The sequence below is a fragment of the Pusillimonas sp. genome (genome assembly GCF_029263785.1).
Lineage (GTDB): Bacteria > Pseudomonadota > Gammaproteobacteria > Burkholderiales > Burkholderiaceae_B > Pusillimonas.
The window spans coordinates 1-17,196 of record NZ_JAJUFE010000051.1; the positions used below are offsets into that span (position 1 = coordinate 1).

General features: G+C 58.2%; 17 protein-coding genes. 3 read left to right on the forward strand and 14 right to left on the reverse strand.

The genetic code is table 11. From position 1 onward, the window contains the following. The 14 genes from Q1J88_RS10770 to pxpB form a co-directional block, all read right to left on the reverse strand. Positions 1-719 (reverse strand): TIGR03619 family F420-dependent LLM class oxidoreductase (locus tag Q1J88_RS10770; protein ID WP_301117684.1); only part of this gene is annotated, 719 nt, incomplete at its 3' end. Positions 720-765: 46 nt separating this feature from the next. Beyond that, positions 766-1,578: a CoA-transferase gene (locus Q1J88_RS10775; protein ID WP_301117685.1), complete on the reverse strand. Its 813-nt coding sequence runs from the start codon at positions 1,576-1,578 to the stop codon at positions 766-768. Then, positions 1,571-2,527: a CoA-transferase gene (locus Q1J88_RS10780; protein WP_301117686.1), complete on the reverse strand. Its 957-nt coding sequence runs from the start codon at positions 2,525-2,527 to the stop codon at positions 1,571-1,573. Before Q1J88_RS10780 ends, Q1J88_RS10775 begins: the two co-directional genes overlap by 8 nt. 252 nt (positions 2,528-2,779) lie before the next feature. Then, complete coding sequence (locus Q1J88_RS10785; protein WP_301117688.1) at positions 2,780-3,484, reverse strand: ABC transporter ATP-binding protein; 705 nt, start codon at positions 3,482-3,484, stop codon at positions 2,780-2,782. Beyond that, on the reverse strand, positions 3,477-4,271 hold the full coding sequence (locus Q1J88_RS10790; RefSeq protein ID WP_301117690.1) for an ABC transporter ATP-binding protein: 795 nt from the start codon (positions 4,269-4,271) through the stop codon (positions 3,477-3,479). Before Q1J88_RS10790 ends, Q1J88_RS10785 begins: the two co-directional genes overlap by 8 nt. Then, the gene (locus tag Q1J88_RS10795) at positions 4,268-5,368 is read right to left on the reverse strand and encodes a branched-chain amino acid ABC transporter permease (RefSeq protein ID WP_301117691.1); all 1,101 of its coding nucleotides are present in this window, start codon (positions 5,366-5,368) and stop codon (positions 4,268-4,270) included. The genes Q1J88_RS10790 and Q1J88_RS10795 overlap by 4 nt, the downstream gene beginning before the upstream one ends. Further along, on the reverse strand, positions 5,365-6,240 hold the full coding sequence (locus Q1J88_RS10800) for a branched-chain amino acid ABC transporter permease (RefSeq protein ID WP_301117692.1): 876 nt from the start codon (positions 6,238-6,240) through the stop codon (positions 5,365-5,367). Before Q1J88_RS10800 ends, Q1J88_RS10795 begins: the two co-directional genes overlap by 4 nt. A 156-nt stretch (positions 6,241-6,396) precedes the next feature. Further along, entirely contained in the window at positions 6,397-7,560 is a 1,164-nt protein-coding gene (locus Q1J88_RS10805; RefSeq protein ID WP_301117693.1) for an ABC transporter substrate-binding protein, read from the reverse strand. Positions 7,561-7,764: 204 nt separating this feature from the next. After that, on the reverse strand, positions 7,765-8,982 hold the full coding sequence (locus Q1J88_RS10810; RefSeq protein ID WP_301117694.1) for a 2Fe-2S iron-sulfur cluster-binding protein: 1,218 nt from the start codon (positions 8,980-8,982) through the stop codon (positions 7,765-7,767). Then, positions 8,982-9,797: a xanthine dehydrogenase family protein subunit M gene (locus Q1J88_RS10815; RefSeq protein WP_301117695.1), complete on the reverse strand. Its 816-nt coding sequence runs from the start codon at positions 9,795-9,797 to the stop codon at positions 8,982-8,984. The genes Q1J88_RS10810 and Q1J88_RS10815 overlap by 1 nt, the downstream gene beginning before the upstream one ends. Beyond that, positions 9,794-12,211: a xanthine dehydrogenase family protein molybdopterin-binding subunit gene (locus Q1J88_RS10820; protein ID WP_301117696.1), complete on the reverse strand. Its 2,418-nt coding sequence runs from the start codon at positions 12,209-12,211 to the stop codon at positions 9,794-9,796. The genes Q1J88_RS10815 and Q1J88_RS10820 overlap by 4 nt, the downstream gene beginning before the upstream one ends. A 286-nt stretch (positions 12,212-12,497) precedes the next feature. Continuing rightward, entirely contained in the window at positions 12,498-13,280 is a 783-nt protein-coding gene (locus Q1J88_RS10825; protein WP_301117697.1) for a GntR family transcriptional regulator, read from the reverse strand. A gap of 39 nt (positions 13,281-13,319) precedes the next feature. Beyond that, complete coding sequence (locus tag Q1J88_RS10830; RefSeq protein ID WP_301117698.1) at positions 13,320-14,345, reverse strand: biotin-dependent carboxyltransferase family protein; 1,026 nt, start codon at positions 14,343-14,345, stop codon at positions 13,320-13,322. Further along, positions 14,342-15,064: a 5-oxoprolinase subunit PxpB gene (pxpB, locus tag Q1J88_RS10835; protein ID WP_301117699.1), complete on the reverse strand. Its 723-nt coding sequence runs from the start codon at positions 15,062-15,064 to the stop codon at positions 14,342-14,344. Before pxpB ends, Q1J88_RS10830 begins: the two co-directional genes overlap by 4 nt. Before the next feature lie 196 nt (positions 15,065-15,260). Between pxpB and Q1J88_RS10840 the strand changes: the two genes are divergently transcribed. From Q1J88_RS10840 to Q1J88_RS10850, 3 genes are all read left to right on the forward strand, one after another. Then, positions 15,261-16,037 (forward strand): 5-oxoprolinase subunit PxpA, encoded by a 777-nt coding sequence (locus tag Q1J88_RS10840; RefSeq protein ID WP_301117700.1) that lies wholly within the window; start codon positions 15,261-15,263, stop codon positions 16,035-16,037. 35 nt (positions 16,038-16,072) lie between these two features. Then, the gene (gene npdG, locus Q1J88_RS10845) at positions 16,073-16,735 is read left to right on the forward strand and encodes an NADPH-dependent F420 reductase (protein WP_301117702.1); all 663 of its coding nucleotides are present in this window, start codon (positions 16,073-16,075) and stop codon (positions 16,733-16,735) included. Between the two features lie 5 nt (positions 16,736-16,740). Beyond that, positions 16,741-17,196: coenzyme F420-0:L-glutamate ligase (locus tag Q1J88_RS10850; protein ID WP_301117703.1), on the forward strand; the 456-nt coding region annotated here is incomplete at its 3' end.

The window sequence follows — 17,196 nt, forward strand, 5'->3', positions numbered from 1 at the left end:
CGGGAGTCGCCCACCATAATGGGCAACTGGTTGCCATTGAGCAAGGTGGCCGGATCGCGCCCGGCCTCTTCAGCATAGTTGCACACCTTCTGCCACGACTCCACAAAAGCGTCGGGCTTGTAGAAGTAAGTCAGCCAGCCGTCGCCATTGGTGGCGGCACGCTTCAGAACCCGGTCGGCATAACCGCCGATAAGAATCGGAAACGGTTGCTGCACCGGCTTGGGAAACATCACGCCGGCCGGGATGCTGTGGTTGGGCCACTCGCCGGAAACCAGATCTTCGTTGAAGAAGCGGCGCATGATCTCGAGGTTGTCGTCCATGATCCGGCCGCGCTGTTCAAACGGCACGCCCACTGCGTCAAACTCGCGCTTGTACCAGCCTGCCGCCATGGCCAGCAGCAATCGGCCGTTTGAAATCTGGTCCATGCTGGACAATTGCTTGGCCAGGGTAACCGGGTTGCGCAGGGGCAGCACCAGAATGCCCGTGGACAGCTTGATCTTTTTGGTGCGGGCAGCAATGGCTGTCAGCAGGGTCAGCGAATCCACAATCGGAAAATGAGGGTCAACGCCCAACAGGATGTGGTCCCATACCCAAAGTGAATCAAAACCCAGCTCTTCCATCCGTACGCCATACTCGATCAGCTCTTCGGCCTTGGGAATAATCGGGAAGGCGGTAAAGTTGCGCGCAGCAATACCAAACGTGCCATGAAGCGTAGCCATATCTAGATCTCCTCGACGAATCGTCTTAGTTATTTCAATCAAGTGTTCAACCGATGTAGCGCCTGTCCGGATCAAGCTCTCGAAGCGCTTGAAGCTCGGCGTCAGTCGGTGCTTTGGTTACTGCGATTCCACCCTCGTCGTACAGAAGATCGAATCCGGTGTTGTCCTGCACCTCTTCCAGGGTCACGCCCTCGTGCAGTGCCAGAACCTTCATCGCACGCGTGGTGTCGTCGAAGCCGAAAATTCCCAGGTTGGTAATGACCCGGAACATGCCTCCGGCACGCAGGCCACTGTCGTACCGCGAGGTACCGCCCTGCAGAAAGCCGGGGCTGGTAATGAAATCGACCTTTTCGACAAAGCGGCGAGGCTCGTGCTTCATGGCCACGATCATATTTGTCAGACTGGAAATGTCGTTTCCACCGCCCGTACCGGGCAGACGCACCTTGGGGTTCTCGGGGTCGTCACCCAGGAATGACGAGTTCAGGTTGCCGTACTTGTCGATCTGGGCCCCACTCATGAAGCCGATGTCGACATGACCGCGCTGCAATAACAAAAGCACGTCGGTACTGCTGACCACCATGTTCGCCCGCTTGGTGCAACGTTGCTCGTTGGTCGAAGGGGGCAGCTTGCCCGGTTCGATGAAGGGGCCGATAACGCCACCCTCAAACAGAATTGTCAGGCCGGGGCATCGCTGCATCTGGGCCAGCGTGGCGGCCAGCAAAGGAATACCCACGCCGGCAAACACCACCTTGCCGTCTTCAAGCACACGCGAGCTCATGACGGTAAGCATTTCGGCTTCGGTAAAACCCGTGGCGAGCCCCTGGCCTTCGGCTCGCGCTGCAACGGCTGTGTTAGTCATTTAAAAGACTCCTTCCACGTTTGGCGGCGTCCAGCACCTCTTCAAGTCCCAGCAGGGACAGGTACTCAGTCCACGACTTGGGCCCGCGTATGTATTTGTCGATGTACTCTTGCATGGCGCCCACGGGATCCTTGTTGACGGTACTGGTGTAGTAATCCATATGCGACAGAAAAGGCTCGTACACATTGGTGCATTCATGCGGTGCGCAGCCAAAAGGCACTTCAACCACCGCATCGACGTTGAAGAAACCGATCTTGGTCTGGTCCGGCGCCCGACGAATCTGATCATTGGAAACAATTCGCTCGGTCGTAAGAATGACGCTGTCGGCAGCCATTGCCAGATCGATGTCCATGAATGGCAGTCCGTCTATCTGGGCATTGCCGTAGGCATCACAACGCTGAACGTGAATAAGCGCCACGTCGGGATTGACAGCGGGAACCAACAACAGCGGTTCGTTGGTAAACGGGCAGTCGATCTGCTTGACCTCGGGGCGCAGGCGTACAACGTCAGAGCCGATCATGGAACGCATGGGCATGAACGGCACACCCATCGCACCAGCCTTGAAACGCATGCCCATGCCAAGATGGCTCCATTCCTGGAAACTGGCCTTCTTGCTTTCGACGTAATGGCGCATGATCTTGGAAATGCCCCAGACGATGCCCTGGCTGAACCAGCTGGTTTCGATGTGCTTGCAAATGCCCGAGGCGAACAGCCAGTCGCCTTCGCTGGAAACAATGCTGCGATAGACAGACAGATCTTTTTTGTTGTCGCGTATCAGCTGCCAGATCATGGCCATGGGCGTGCGCGATAAGGTGCTGCCACCCACGCCGACATGAGCGCCGTCGCTGACCAGGGCCGACGCTTCTTCGAGCGTCATCACCTTTTCGCGAAGGCTGCGATCACGCTTTGACAGACGCTCGCGCAATTTCAAATAAGCCGACTCTTGCATTCTTACCTCCGGCCCGCCTCGACGGGTCATGAAAAAGGAGCTTGGTTTCTATAGTTCTAATGATAGAACCATAATACCTTAAAAAATAGTTAAGACAAACCCTAAGCAATTACGAAAACGGCGTGCTCACCCATATCAGCGCAGTGGTCGACGTACCGCCGGCACTGCGACAGCCGCGTCTCGACCTCGAACTCGATCCGTAAAGTCGCCTGCGTGCGCAGGGTGGTGGGAGGCACGCCGTGCCGACCTCAATCAGCCGCCAAGATAGGCTTGTCTGACGTGGGGATCGCGAATCATCTCCTGCCCGGTACCGTGAAGTGTCATGCGTCCGGACTCGTACAAGTACGCCCTGTCGCACATATCAAGCGCTGCAAATGCATTCTGCTCGACCATGAGCACAGTGGTTCCGGCAGCTCGTACCTCGCGGATGATTTCGAAGGTCTTTTCAACGATGTTTGGCGCAAGCCCCAGAGACGGCTCATCAAACATGATGAGCTTGGGACGGGACATCAGGGCGCGCGCAATGGCCAGCATCTGCTGTTCGCCACCCGACAGGGTGCCCGCCGCCTGCTCGCGACGTTCCTGAAGTCGGGGGAACATCGAATACATGCGGTCGATATCTTCGGCGACCCCGCTACGATCCTTGCGCACGTACGCGCCGATTTCAAGGTTTTCGTGCACGGTCATCTGGGGAAACACCCGCCGTCCTTCCGGGCAGTGCGAGACACCCATCGAAATGATGTGCTGGGCGCTGGCTCTGGAAATGTCTTCGCCCATGAAGTGGATGCTGCCTTCGACGGGATTCAACAAGCCCGAAATCGCCTTGAGGGTGGTGGACTTTCCGGCGCCGTTGGCTCCGATGATGGTAACCAGTTCGCCCTGCTCGACCGAAAGCGAAACATCGTTCAAGGCATTGACGTTGCCGTATCGGCACACAACGTTCTTTAACTCAAGCATGCTGTTTGACCCCCTGCCCCAGATAGGCCTCGATCACATCGGGATTGTTCTGAATCTCGGCCGGTGTGCCGTTGGCAATGATCTTGCCGTAGTTCAGCACAATGACCCGGTCAGAAACCCCCATGACCAGCGGCATGTCATGCTCGACCAGCAAGATGGTAATGCCACGCTGCCGAATCTTCTGCAAGATCTCCATAAAGCGCGCCGTTTCGGCACCGTTCATGCCCGCGGCCGGTTCATCGAGCAACAAAAGTTCTGCCCGCGCGGCCATTGCAATGGCCACGCCCAGCAGGCGTTGCTCGCCATAAGGCAGCGACCCGCTCTGCTCCTTGGCGCGATGCGCGAGACCGACGAAGTCAAGCAGCTCCCAAACCTGATCCTTGAGGTTTTGCTCTTCGCGCCGGAAGCTTGGCAACGCCAGAATGGTGTCAAGGAAAGAGGCTTTGCCCTGCAAATGCAGGCCTGTCAGGATATTGTCGAAAACCGTTTCGTTGGTGAACAGGCTGGTGCGCTGAAACGTACGCACCAGTCCCATGGCCGCAATTTCGTGCGGGCTATGCTCGGCAAGCGAGACACCCTTGAAATGCAGGGTGCCCTTGGTTGGCCTCAAAAAACCGGTTACCACGTTGAAGGCAGTGGTCTTGCCCGCTCCGTTGGGGCCGATCAGGCTCAGGAGTTCACCCTTGTGAAGGTCGAACGACATATCCGAGATGGCGACCAGGCCGCCAAAATGCACGGCGACGTTCTTGACCTCGAGCAACGGCGTGCTGTTACTGTTCGTGCTCATGCGTCGGCCCCCCTGGTTTTGAGCGTTTTACCTTCGTGTGGTGTTGTCACGCGTGCATCGCGTGTGTGGGCTTCCTGCTTGCGCGTAGGGACGTCATCGCCAGAGCCAAACTTGCGCTCCCAGAGGCGCTGCACGGCAGGCACAATTCCCTGGGGCAGGAACATCACGATCAGCACCATGGCGATGCCGTACACGATCCACTGGGCCTCGGGGCCGGCCACTTCGCGCAGGCCAACCGGAAGAATGCCAAAGATGATTCCACCGATGATGGGTCCGATCAAAGTGCCCTTGCCGCCCGTGATCACCATGATCACCATTGTGACGGTGTAGATGAACAGGAAGACGTCCGGGTCGATGATGCGAATGTAGTGGGCGTACAGGCTGCCCGCGGCTCCGGCCATTGCGGCCGAGACCATGGCGGCAAAGTTCAGATAACGCGTAACGTTGATGCCCGTGGAAACCGCCAGCGGCTCGTTCTCGCGCAGGGCGATCATGGCTCGCCCGACGCGAGACCGCACAATTCGACGAATGATCACGTAGCACACCAGGCCCAGCACCAGCACCAGATAATAGTTTGGCGTCTTGGACCAGAACTCGCCAGAGCCGACAAACGGCAGGCTGTAGCCCATGGGCGGGATGTTGTTAAGAGCAAGCGGACCCTGGGTAAGGTCTACCCAGTTGAGCGCGACCAGGCGGGTTACCTCGGCAAAACTGATCGTCACGATCACAAAGTACGCGCCGCGTATCTTGAACGACAGTTTTCCAACCACATACCCGAACAGGCCGGCTATCAGGATGGCAAGCAGGAAGCCGACAAACGGCGAGCCCGGCTCGACGACGATCCGGCCGTCTCCCCAGAACGCTGGGATATCGAAGCCCAGTGAAGTGAGAGCACTGACATAGGCACCGATTCCAAAGAACGCGATATGGCCCAGATTGAGCTGGCCGGTATAGCCCAGCAACAGGTTCATGCTCATGGCACCCACGATGAACAGGCCCGTGGTGATGACGATGTGCTGGTAATAAGGGTCTTGCAACCAGTACGGCAGCGTAAAAAGAACCACCAGGACCACAAGCGTATATAGACTCTTCTTCATCCGATTCTCTCCCCGCGAACACGAAACAGACCGGTAGGCCTGAACAACAAGACCAGGATGATCAGAATGAATCCGACCGCATCCCGGTAACCGGACGAGATGTATCCCGAGCCCAGCTCTTCGGCGAACGCCAGGATGAACCCGCCTATCATTGCGCCCTGAATGCTGCCCAGGCCACCCAGAATGACGATGGAGAATGCCTTGAGTGCAGCCAGGTTGCCCATGGTGGTGGTCACGACGAACACCGGTCCTAGCAAGGCACCGGCGGCAGCGGCCAGGCCCGAACCCAGGGCAAAGGTAGCCATGTATATAAGGTTGATATTGATGCCCATCAGCGAGGCCGTTTCCCTGTCCTGGAAGGTCGCGCGCATCGCTTTGCCCAACGATGTTTTCTGCAGCAACAGGTAAGACAGGATGATCAGACCGATAGCTGCACACAGCACGAAGATGCGCAGCCACGAAAGCGCAATGGGACCGACCATCAGGGGTTCGGTCGGAAATGGCGTGGCCACCGACTTGGCGACGCCGCCCCAGACAAGCAGCGATATGTTCTGCAGCGCAATCCAGCAGCCAATCATGGCGACCATGGTCGAATCGATATCAGCCGACCGCATTCGCCGAAGTACCAGCCGTTCAATCAGGGCACCCAGCAAAATGCCCAGCATGACTGCTGCAACAAGCGCGACAAAGAAATTCCAGCCCAAGCCGGAAACAAAGTAATAAGCCATGAAGCCGCCGAAGGCGTAAAGCTCTCCATGGGTAAAGTTCACGACTTTCATGACGCCGAGAATCAACGTCAGCCCGATACCGAGCAACGCATAGGTGCCCCCCAGTATCAGCGCATTGGCAACGTGCTGAAGAAACTGATCCACTGTCTGCCCCACTTTCGCGCCTGGATTAGCTGTGACGGGGATGGCGCGCTACCCCCGCCTGTCGGAAATCAAAGCCTTCTGACCGTGGTGCCGGTCGGGCAATGCTGCCAGAGACACATACGGGCCCAGAAACAGGCCCGTATGTGTGGCAGATGTTTAGTCGTCTACCGCTACGATCTTGCCGTCCTTGATCTGGACAAGATAGGTGGCGGCGTCATACTGGGCACTGGCCTTGTCGCCTTCGCCGTCGGGGCGGAAGGAGATCTTTCCGTTCAGGCCGTCAAGCTTCACATCCCAAAGCGCCTTGCGAATGTTCTCGGGCGTGACTTCGTCGACTGCCTCGATGGCGGCGGCGATGGTGTAGATGCCGTCATAGCCACGGAAGCTTTCGGTGAGACCAGCCACATTCAGGCCCCGCTTGTTCCACTCTTCGATGAAAGCCTTGGATTTTTCGGGATGGGCTGTGCTGTCAGGCGTCCAGGGTGTAAAGAACAGCAGGTGCATGGAACCTTCTGCAGCGCTTCCGGCCTGTTCGATCAGCTGATCGGGGCTTTGCGAGCCACCCGTGGTGACGATCTGGCGCTTCAGGCCAAGCGACTGTGCCTGCTTCAGCAACAGGGTCAGCTGCTCGACCGCGGTGGTCACGATCAGCGTATCGGCGTCGCTGCTGCGAATTTCCGAAAGCTGGGAGGTCATGTCCTGTGCGGCGGCGTCCATGATCAGCTCTTTGCCGATTGTGGCGCCGTTGGCTTCGAGAACCCGGCGAAACTCGACGGCAGCACCACGACCCCAATCGTTGTTCACCACAAGAAGATCAGCCTTCTTGATGCCCAGCGGCTCGATGTACCGGACAAAATTGTCGGCTTCGATGGCACTGGTAGGAGCAAGGCGGAAGACGTAGGGGTTTCCGGATTTGGTGATCTTGACCGAGCTGGACGTTTCCACAACCATCGGCACCTTATATTCCATCAGCTTGGGCATGCTGGCCAATGTCAGTGTCGAACCCCATGCCCCCATGATGACGGGCACCTTGTCACGGACGATCAGCTTTTCGGTGACGTTTGCAGCTTCGGTGGGGTTGCCCTTGTTGTCTTCCACCACCAGTTGAATTTTTTTGCCCTTTACGCCTCCATTGGCGTTGATTTCGTCGGCAGCGATTTTTGCGCCTTCAAGGATGTAGTTTCCCGAAGCTGCGATCGCGCCCGTTAATGGCTGGTTGACGCCGATTTTGACAGTCTCCGCATAACTGGGCGCCATCATGGCTACAGATAAGGCGGTGGCCGCAAGACTAGAAGTTAAGAAATGACTTCTAAGTTTCATTGCAATGCTCCTTCGATGTGAATGGAATGTACTGCCGTCAATCTTGTAAGGTTTTGTAGTCCTATCAACCTATTATTAGTATGATAATAGGTATACCAGGAGACGCCGTATATAGTGGTTCATACTAATACCGGCAACAACAGTTACTGCATTACTACGAGCTGCTAACCGCGCAGAAGATGGCCTGCCGCAATATGTGCCCGCCTAGTGTCCGAACAGACGCTTGAAGAATCCGGTCACTCTGCTGCGCAATACCGAAAACAATAAAGACCCCGCATTCAGTTCTGTAATCTGGCTTTCTGCAGCGGCGTCGGGGTTATCTCGATTTGAAAGCCGCTGATGCAGATTCTGTGCAAACGCATCGGTCATGCGCTTGGCAATATCCATGACAATACCCGACCTGCTGAACTGCGCCAATGGGCCGGTCAGGGCAAATCCCACCTGCACATCCACCCTGGTTTCCGCCCCCCCGTTGATCGGGCTCAAGACATATTCCACTTCGCCCCGGGTGGCGGAGGCAGACTTGGTATCGCGTGCCGAGCCGTAGATGGTGCCGGTATACGTTGCATCGTCACGCTCCACATCGGCCGCACCCTCGAAGTCGGCAACAATGGGCCCCACCTTGACGCGAAGCCGTGGTTCTACGTGGGTGGCCGTGGGCTCGTTCAGAAGCGATGCGCCGGGCAGGCAGGTGGTGACCTGATCGAGCCGGCCAAAGAACTCCCATACCTCATCGCGCGGAAACGCCACCGTGAACGACTGCTGCAAGCGGGTCATGGGTCTGGAATCGTCGGCCTTGAGCTTGCCTGCGGCGGTGGCGCGCGCCGGAGCCGCCTTTGGAGCCGTGGAAGCCGGCAGAACGATACCTGCCGGATCAGCAGCCATGACTTCGGCATGACCGGAGCCCACAGGCCCCACCTCGGTACGGGGATTCACGATTTGGGCAAGGCCGGCGGCACGCCGCTCGTCGATAACGCGCTTGACCGCTTTGACAATACCGACATATCCGGTGCATCGACACAGGTTTCCGCTCATGGCATAACGGATTTCCTGATCGCTTGCATCCGGCATCCGGAGCACGACATCGCGTGCCGAAGCCAGCATGCCCGGAGTACAGAAGCCGCACTGCAGGCCATGCTCTTCGGTAAACGCCGTACGCAAGGACTTCATCACCTCGTCGTCGTCCATGCCCTCGATCGTGGTGATTTCAGCGTTATCGCAAGCCACCGCCAGCGATATGCACGAGCGTGCGGGCACGCCGTCTATCAACACGGTACATGCGCCACACACTCCGTGCTCGCACCCCAGGTGGGTACCGGTAAGATTCAGTTCGTCGCGCAGGACATCGGCCAGTTGGGTGCGTGCCTCGATGGCCAGTCCCTTATGCGCTTTTCCATTGACATTCAGAGAGATTGTTTTCATTACTGTGCTCGCTGGACGGCACGCAAAAGCGCGGTCATGTGAATCTGGTTTGCAATAGGGTCAGTCAGGCCCGCCTGTTCGAACAGACGTTCGATCATGGGCACCTTGATGTTGCCGTTGCTCTCGAAGTAGTCGTGTGCATCGGTAATCACGATAGGCCTGGCTTCGATGGCACCGATGACAATGCGGCAGACATTACGCGCAGGGTCCTTCAGCACAACGGACATGGCGTGCGCAAATTCGCCGGTCTTGCGGTTGATCTTGCAATGACCCCACTTGGCGTCGGCAGACAGCCGCGGAATGAAGACGGAATCCAGTAAATCGCCCGGTCCCAGATCGCTTTCGAAGACACTGGTCATCAGGTTCTCGACGGGCATGCTGCGCCCGCCCGCCGGGCCGATGATGTTTACCGTTGCACCGATGGCCGCCAGTGAAGTCACCCAGTCAGCCGCCGGGTCGGCATGGACCAGGCTGCCGCCTACCGTGCCGCGGTTGCGCACCGCCCGATACGCGATTCCACGTGCCACGGCGGGCAATGCGCCATGCGTCACATCGGGAACACGCTTGTCCTCGATGTCTGCATGCGTAACGCAGGCACCCAGGATAACGCCGTCGTCCTGCTCTTCCACCCGCTTGAATTCCGGTATATGGGTAATGTCCACCAGCAAGTCGGGCTGCACCAATCGCAGGTTCAGCATGGGCCCCAGCGACTGGCTGCCTGCCAGCACCTTCACGGTAATGTCTTCTCGCTCAACGAGCCTGATTGCCGATTTTGGATCGGCGGCACGCTCGTACTCGAACAACGACGGCTTCATATTCCCTCTCCAGCCAACTGCGTGTCTTTCTGGCCCACAGCTTCAAACTGGGGCACCTTGAATCCGGGGATTTCTCCCTGCGCTTCGCGTGCCTTGAAAATGGCTTCCAGCACGCGATGCGGCGTGGCAGGCGACGTATACAAGGCGGCGCCCAGGGGATGCAAGGCATCGTTGATGGCATTGAGAATGGTGGCAGGTGGTGCAATGGCACCACTTTCGCCGATGCCCTTGACCCCGAACTCGGTATACGGAGACAAGGTTTCCATATGAATAAGGCGCGGCTCGGGGATTTCGGTGGGGCCGGGCAGCAGGTAGTCGGCGAAGGTAGATGCCAGCGGCTGCGCCGACGCATCAAATGGCATTTCTTCGTATAAGGCCGTGCCAATACCCTGCGCGGTGCCACCGTAAATCTGGCCATCGACCACCATGGGGTTGACCAGCTTTCCACCATCTTCGACGATGACATAATCCAGAATCTCGACATCGCCGGTTTGCGGGTCAACCGCCACCAATGCCGCATGTACGCCGTAGCCAAATGTGCCGGTATCGCGCCCTGGCTTATAGCCCTCGGTCACTTCAAGCCCGCTGGCGCTTGCACCGGGAGGCAGGTCTTGCGGGCGGCGGTACCAGATACGGGCGACTTCTGAAACTGGCATGCTGACATCGTCGGCGTAGACCATTCCATCGGCCACGCTGATCTTGTCCGAAGTGGTCTTGAGCACAAAGGCGCCGATTTCCTTAAGGCGCACCAGCAAGGCATCGCAGGCCCGCGACACGGCGCCACCCGACATGACCATGCACCGCGAACCCCAGGTGCCGGTCGAATACGGCGTGTACTCGGTATCGCCATGGATGACCTTGATGTTGGCGATGTCGATGCCCAGCTTCTCGTTGGCAACTTGAGCCAGCGTGGTTTCAAGGCTCTGCCCGTGAGAGTGAGCGCCAATGCGAATCTCGAGCCCGCCGTCCGGCGTAATGCGCAGGGTAGCCTGCTCGTGGCCCGGCACCATCGGAATGCCCCACCCTGAATACACCGAAGTGCCATGCGCGGCCTGCTCGCAATACACCGCCAGGCCCACGCCAATAAGACGGCCGTCGGGCTCCGGGCGCTTTTGCCGCTCGCGGATGGCAGCCACATCAATCGCCTCAACGGCGCGGCGCAATGCCTCGGGGTAGTCGCCGCTGTCAAAATGCTTGTTGGTGATGTTGTCGAACGGCATTTGCTCGGGCTTTACCAGAGACTTCATGCGCAGCTCGTAGGGCTCGACGCCGGCCTCGCGCGCCACGTCGTCAAGCACCAGCTCGAGTGCAAAACACACGCCGGTGCGGCCCACGCCCCGGTAAGGCAGGATGGGACACTTGTTGGTTGCGACCGAATAGGTTTCGCAGTGATACGATGGAAAATCGTAAGGCCCGGGCAAGATGCTGCCCACCTGGCCGGCCTCAAGGCAGGCCGAAAACGGATACGACGAATATGCGCCCGAATCCACCGTGGCTTCGCATTCGATGCCCAGCAACCGGCCATCGGCCGATGCATAGCAGGTGATGTCGTAATAGTGCTCGCGGCAGTTGGCTGAAGCCGTCAGGTGTTCGCGGCGGTCTTCCAGCCAGCGAACCGGGTGGCCCACATGCATGGCCAGCCAGCTCACTGCCACTTCTTCCGGAAGGAGTATGCCCTTGTAGCCAAAGCCGCCACCCACGTCGGGAGTAATCACCCGCACTTGCGCCTCGGGCAGACCCAGGCACTCGGCCAGGCCGCTGCGCACAATATGCGGAATCTGCGTGGCAGTGTAGATAATCAGTTGCTCGACCCGGGTATCCCAATACGCCACACAGCCCCGCCCTTCCATGGGCGCCATCGCCTGGCGCGAGGTACGAATCTTGCGGTTGACCTTGATGGGTGCATCGCGAACCGCGTCGATGTTTACGCTGAAATCTGTCGTCAGGAAAAGATTGTCGGGCCAGGCCTCGTGCAATCTCGGTGCATCCGGCTTGCGGCCCTGAAGCATGTCGTAGACGGCATCGAGCTCGTCATAATCGACCTGCACGGCGGCGGCGATGTCTTCAGCCTGCGCTCTGGTCTTGGCCAGGCACATGGCAATCATCTCGCCGACATGACGCACCTTGCCTTCGGCCAATATGGGCTGTGCAGAAGAACGAAACCCCGGCAAGGCGGTGTCGGCGACAATGGGTTTGACTCCCGCGCGATTCAGGTGGTCTATGGTGAATACCTGATCCTCATATCCCTCCGGCGCGTGAACGGCATTGAGCCTGGCATGTGCGACCGGGCTGCGAACGAATGCGACATCCTGCATTCCGGCCATGCGTATGTCCGCGACATACTTTCCCCGGCCCCGCATGTAGCGATCGTCCTCCTTGCGAAGAACCCGTTTGCCCACACCTTGCTTAGACATTACAAACCTCCTGAGGGAGCCTTCCCGCCGGACCTTGCCGTCAGGAAGCCAAGATAAGTTGTCTTCTTATCGTCATACTAAATATAGGACCATATGCGCACAATTCGGGTTTACGTGGATACACATCTGAAAATGCGTAAAGCCGGAGAAATGATGCCCGTGGCGACCGTCAGCAAGGCTGCGTTGAACGCGCTGGAATCACTGAGATTCGTGCATGAGGTTTGCCCTGCAAAGCCTCATGCAACGCAATCAGGTTTGAATCAAGTCTGTGAAATTGGTTAGCCGATCAGGCCTTGCCGTTTTCTGCAAGCGCTTCGTCTTCAAGGGGCTCGGTCGTGTCGAGCAGATCCATGTGCAGGCGGATGCAGTCGCTGCGATAAGTAATCTCGCCCACGTAGATGACTTCGTCATTGTCGGATGTGACGATACAGCGGCATTCGGCAGTGGGCGCACTAAGGGACACCCCAAGAAGCTGGGCCACTTCGGGGTCGGCTGTACCGATGGTCATGGTCTGGTGCGCTTTCTTCACGACGGTGCCGCGCAATTGATCGAGCACGGCAAGGGCTGTGTGCTTCATGAACTCGTCGCGATATTTTTCGAGCACGGAGCGCTTGATGTGAACGCTGACCACCGCGTAAGGCATGCCGTCGCGAAGCTGCAGGCTGCGCAAAAAACCGTACTCGTTGGCCAGGTGGCCTTCTTCGGGACTGAGCCTTGGAAATGGTGGCGGCTCCTTGACGTTGATGAAGCGCGGAACGTTGCCCTTGATGGAACGGATCATCGCGTCCCACGAGGTTTCCAGTGTCAGCCAGCGCTTGTCATTGACGTGTTCGGCCACAAAGGTGCCCCGGCCCTGCTGACGCGTCAGCAGCCCTTCCTTTTCGAGCAGGCCCACGGCTTGTCTGACGGTCACCCTGGCCCGCTTGAATTCTTCTTCAAGTTCTTCGAGCGTGGAAATTTTCTCTCCAGGCAGCCATTCACCCGTTTCGATGCGGCGTCGAAGCGCCGAGGCCACCTGTATGTAGGCAGGAATGTGACCTGTCAAACCATCTGCGTGCCGTTTCTGCATGTCGCGTTCTCTATAAAAACAGTAGCAAGGTATACCGCCTTACACCACTCCACTGGTCAGGTTTTCACTACGCAATGCGGCCAGATCAAGCACGCCGGCCGGCGCGACTTCCCTCAGGCCGTATTCCGCGATATTACACAATCTTACATTGAGGTCGCGCGCGATTGCCTCGGCTTGTTCGAGGCTGACCGGCGTGAACCTGACGGCTGAACCCGGCCGGCGGCGAGCCAGGACAGGTATGTCGCTGGAGATGACGGTGGCAATCTTGGGGTAGCCACCCGTAGTTTGCGCGTCGGCCAATAAAACAATAGGCTGACCCGAGCCCGGCACCTGAATGGCACCACTGACGATGCCGTCGGAAACAAGATCATAACCGTCTGCGTGCGACAGCTGCGGACCGTCCAGGCGAAAGCCCATTCGGTCGGCTTTGTCAGACACCGTGTATTCGCCCGAAAAGAAAGCTTGTCGGGCTTCTTCGGTAAAGTAGTCGTCTTGCGGGCCAAGCACGACTCGAATCGCTTGCTCGTAACCATAATCGAACGGGTCAGCCAGCTCTTTCTCAGCGCCGGGTTGCACGTCGGGCTTGACCAAATGCAGGGAATCGCCCCGCCGAAGCACCCGGCCTTCGAGCCCACCGATAGACCCACGCACATATGTCGATGCACTGCCCAGTTGCAAGGGCACATCGAATCCGCCCTCGACGGCCAGGTAGCCGCATAAAGACCGGCCCAGGGAAGTTACCTTGACAGTGTCGCCACGCATCACGCGTACAGTTCGACCGGCCGGAACCGAGAGTTGACGCGGACCCGATATGGCCAGGGCACCATCACAGCCAAACAACACCACCCGAGCCGAAGACGCCTGCACTTCAAACGATATCCCCTGCAAAAGCATCTCGAGTACCGGCGCCCCTGCCGAATTTCCCACCAATGTATTGGCAAGCCGCGCACTGACCCTGTCTATCGCTCCCGATACGGGAACGCCGACATCCTGGTAACCGTATCGGCCCATGTCCTGAAAAGTGGAGTAGGCACCGGCATCAAGCACCTTCAATATCGCTGTCATGACGCCACCTTCTGGCAAACCAGTTCGTAATCGTCAGCTTCGACCGCCTTGCGTATCGACAGGTATTCGGCCTGCCCGACCGGCTTGAAGCGAACCTTGTCGCCGGGACTGAGCAAGGCGGGTTGCGGTGAGCTGATATTGAACAGACGCACGGGAGTCGATCCGATCAGATGCCAGCCGCCCGGACTTTCAAGCGGATAGATGGCTGTCATGACCGAAGCAATGGCAACCGACCCGGGCGGCACACGCGTTCGCGGATTACTGCGCCTGGGCAATACCAGCGCAGGAGGCAGGTCTCCCATATAGGGGTAACCGGGAACAAAGCCCAACATATATACATGGAAGAGCGTGTCGGCGTGCAGCTGCACAACCTGCGCCCGGCTGATGCCGCCGGCTTCGGCCACATCGTCGACATCGGGCGCGTACTCACCTTCGTAGCAGACCGGAATCGTCCATTGCCGGGCCTCCTGAGTCTGGGCGTCGGCAGATTCAAGCAGGCTCTGGAGCTTGCCCTTCAGCTCGTCGCCGCCAACCACCAGCGGATCGTAGTTGACAAGCAAGGACCGGAAAGTTGGCACAAGGTCGGTGATGCCCACTATGCCCAAGGCACGTATGCGCCTGCCAAGGTTAAGTACCCGATCGCTAAGAGCGCGATCGATGACATCGCCAAACTGCACAACCAGGGCGGTATCCCCCTGCTTCAAGAACTGCACTGCCATCAGTCTGTCTCCAGCGTCGAATGATTCGGTTGCGCCAAATTCCTAGGGTTTCTATTTATTCCAATGATATTGTCTTTCTATCTTTAGCACAATATACTTATCAGCATGTAGATAAGCTTAGTTGAATTCAAGGCGGCGCGCTACCACAAGGGCCGCTTTGCCGGCAAATAAACAACCACATCACCAAGGAATCGAAATGTCCCTTTCAGTGAACCTCAATGCAGACATGGGTGAAGGCTTCGGCGCTTACGACATCGGCGACGACAACGCCATTCTCAAGATCATCCGTTCGGCCAACATCGCTTGCGGATTCCATGCCGGAGACCCTTTGACCATGCGCCGTGTGGTAGAGCAAGCCAAGCAAGAAGGAGTCAGCATCGGCGCCCACCCGGGGTTCAACGACCTGTGGGGCTTTGGGCGCCGCCGTATTCAGATGAGCCCCAGCGATCTTGAAAACATGATCGCGTATCAGATTGGCGCCCTGCAGGCCATGGCTTCATTCTGCGGCGAAAAGGTTACCCACGTAAAGCCCCACGGGGCACTTAACAATATGGCTGCCGAAAGCGCCGACTACGCCATGGCCATCGGCCGCGCCATCAAGGCCGTCGACCCCAACCTTATCTACGTAGCGCTTTCCGGTTCCGAAATGGAAAAGGCCGCCCAGAATCTTGGCCTGAAACTGGCGCGCGAAGGGTTCTGCGACCGTCTGTACGACGACAACGGCAACCTGGTTTCGCGCTCCATTCCCGGCTCTGTCATTCACGACCCGCAAAAAGCAACCGAGCAAGTGGTACGCATGGTTGTCGATGGCGAAATCATTTCTACGTCGGGCAAGCGCATCAAGCGTCGGGTTGACTCCTTGTGCGTCCACGGCGACGAGCCAACCGCCGTGGCGCTGGCCGCCATGGTTCGCAAGGGTCTCGAAGATGCCGGCGTCAAGATTGTGCCGCTGACCGAAATGGATCTTTCCTGATCCCGGCCCCCAAACAGCATTCAAGGAGCACCACCATGACGGAACAAAAGAAAATCGCCATTCTCGGCGGCACGGGCGCATTGGGTTCAGGTCTGGCCAAACGTTGGGCCAAGGCCGGGCATCAGGTTATTGTCGGATCACGTACCGCCGACAAGGCGCAGGAAGCCGCCAATGCCCTGCCGGTCGCCAGTGGCGGCCCGAAGGCGCAGGGCGCCACCAACCTTGACGCCGCCAGGCAAGGCGACATCGTGGTGCTTACCGTTCCATTTTCCAACCACAACGCCCTGCTTGAAGAAATCAGGGACGTGGTGCAAGGCAAGATCGTTATTGATGCAGTGGTACCCCTGGTGCCGCCCAAAGTTGCCGTTGTGCAACTGCCGGCCGAAGGTTCGGCCGGAATGATTGCCCACAAGATGATAGGCGACAAGGCGCGCGTCGTGGCCGCGTTTCAGAACGTTGGAGCTGCAAAGCTGCAAGCCGATGAGCCCATTGCCTGCGACATTCTTGTCACCAGCGACGATCAGGAAGCCCGTAAAGTGGTTATAGGCCTGATTCAGGATATAGGCATGCGCGGCGTCGATGCCGGGCCCATCGCGAACTCTGCCGCGGCCGACGCCATGACGTCCTTGCTTATCGGCATCAACAAGCGCTACAAGGTCGACTGCGCCGGCATCCAGATTACCGGCCTGGCCGGTTAAGCCACATGAACTCGCCGAGCCCTTCGATCAAGCTTTCGGCCCTGGCCGGTTTTCCCATGGTCCAGCCGGGTGACGACCTCTTTGCCCTTCTTGTCGCGAGTCTGGAGCAAAACGGCGTGGCGGTGCAAACGGGCGACGTTATCGTGCTGGCGCAGAAGATCGTCTCAAAGGCCGAGGGCCGGCTTGTCCGTCTGGCAGACGTGGTGCCGTCCGCGCGTGCCGAAGAGCTCGCCCGCGAAGTCAATAAAGACAGCCGCATCGTCGAGCTGATTCTGTCGGAAAGCAAATCTGTTGTCACGAAGGTTCCGGGTGTACTCATTGTCGAACACCGGCTTGGATACATCATGGCCAATGCCGGCATCGACCAGTCGAACGTCGATCACAAGGACGGCGAAGAATACGCGCTGTTGCTTCCCATGGATCCAGACGAAAGCTGCCGGCAGTTAAAAGCAAAGCTCGAC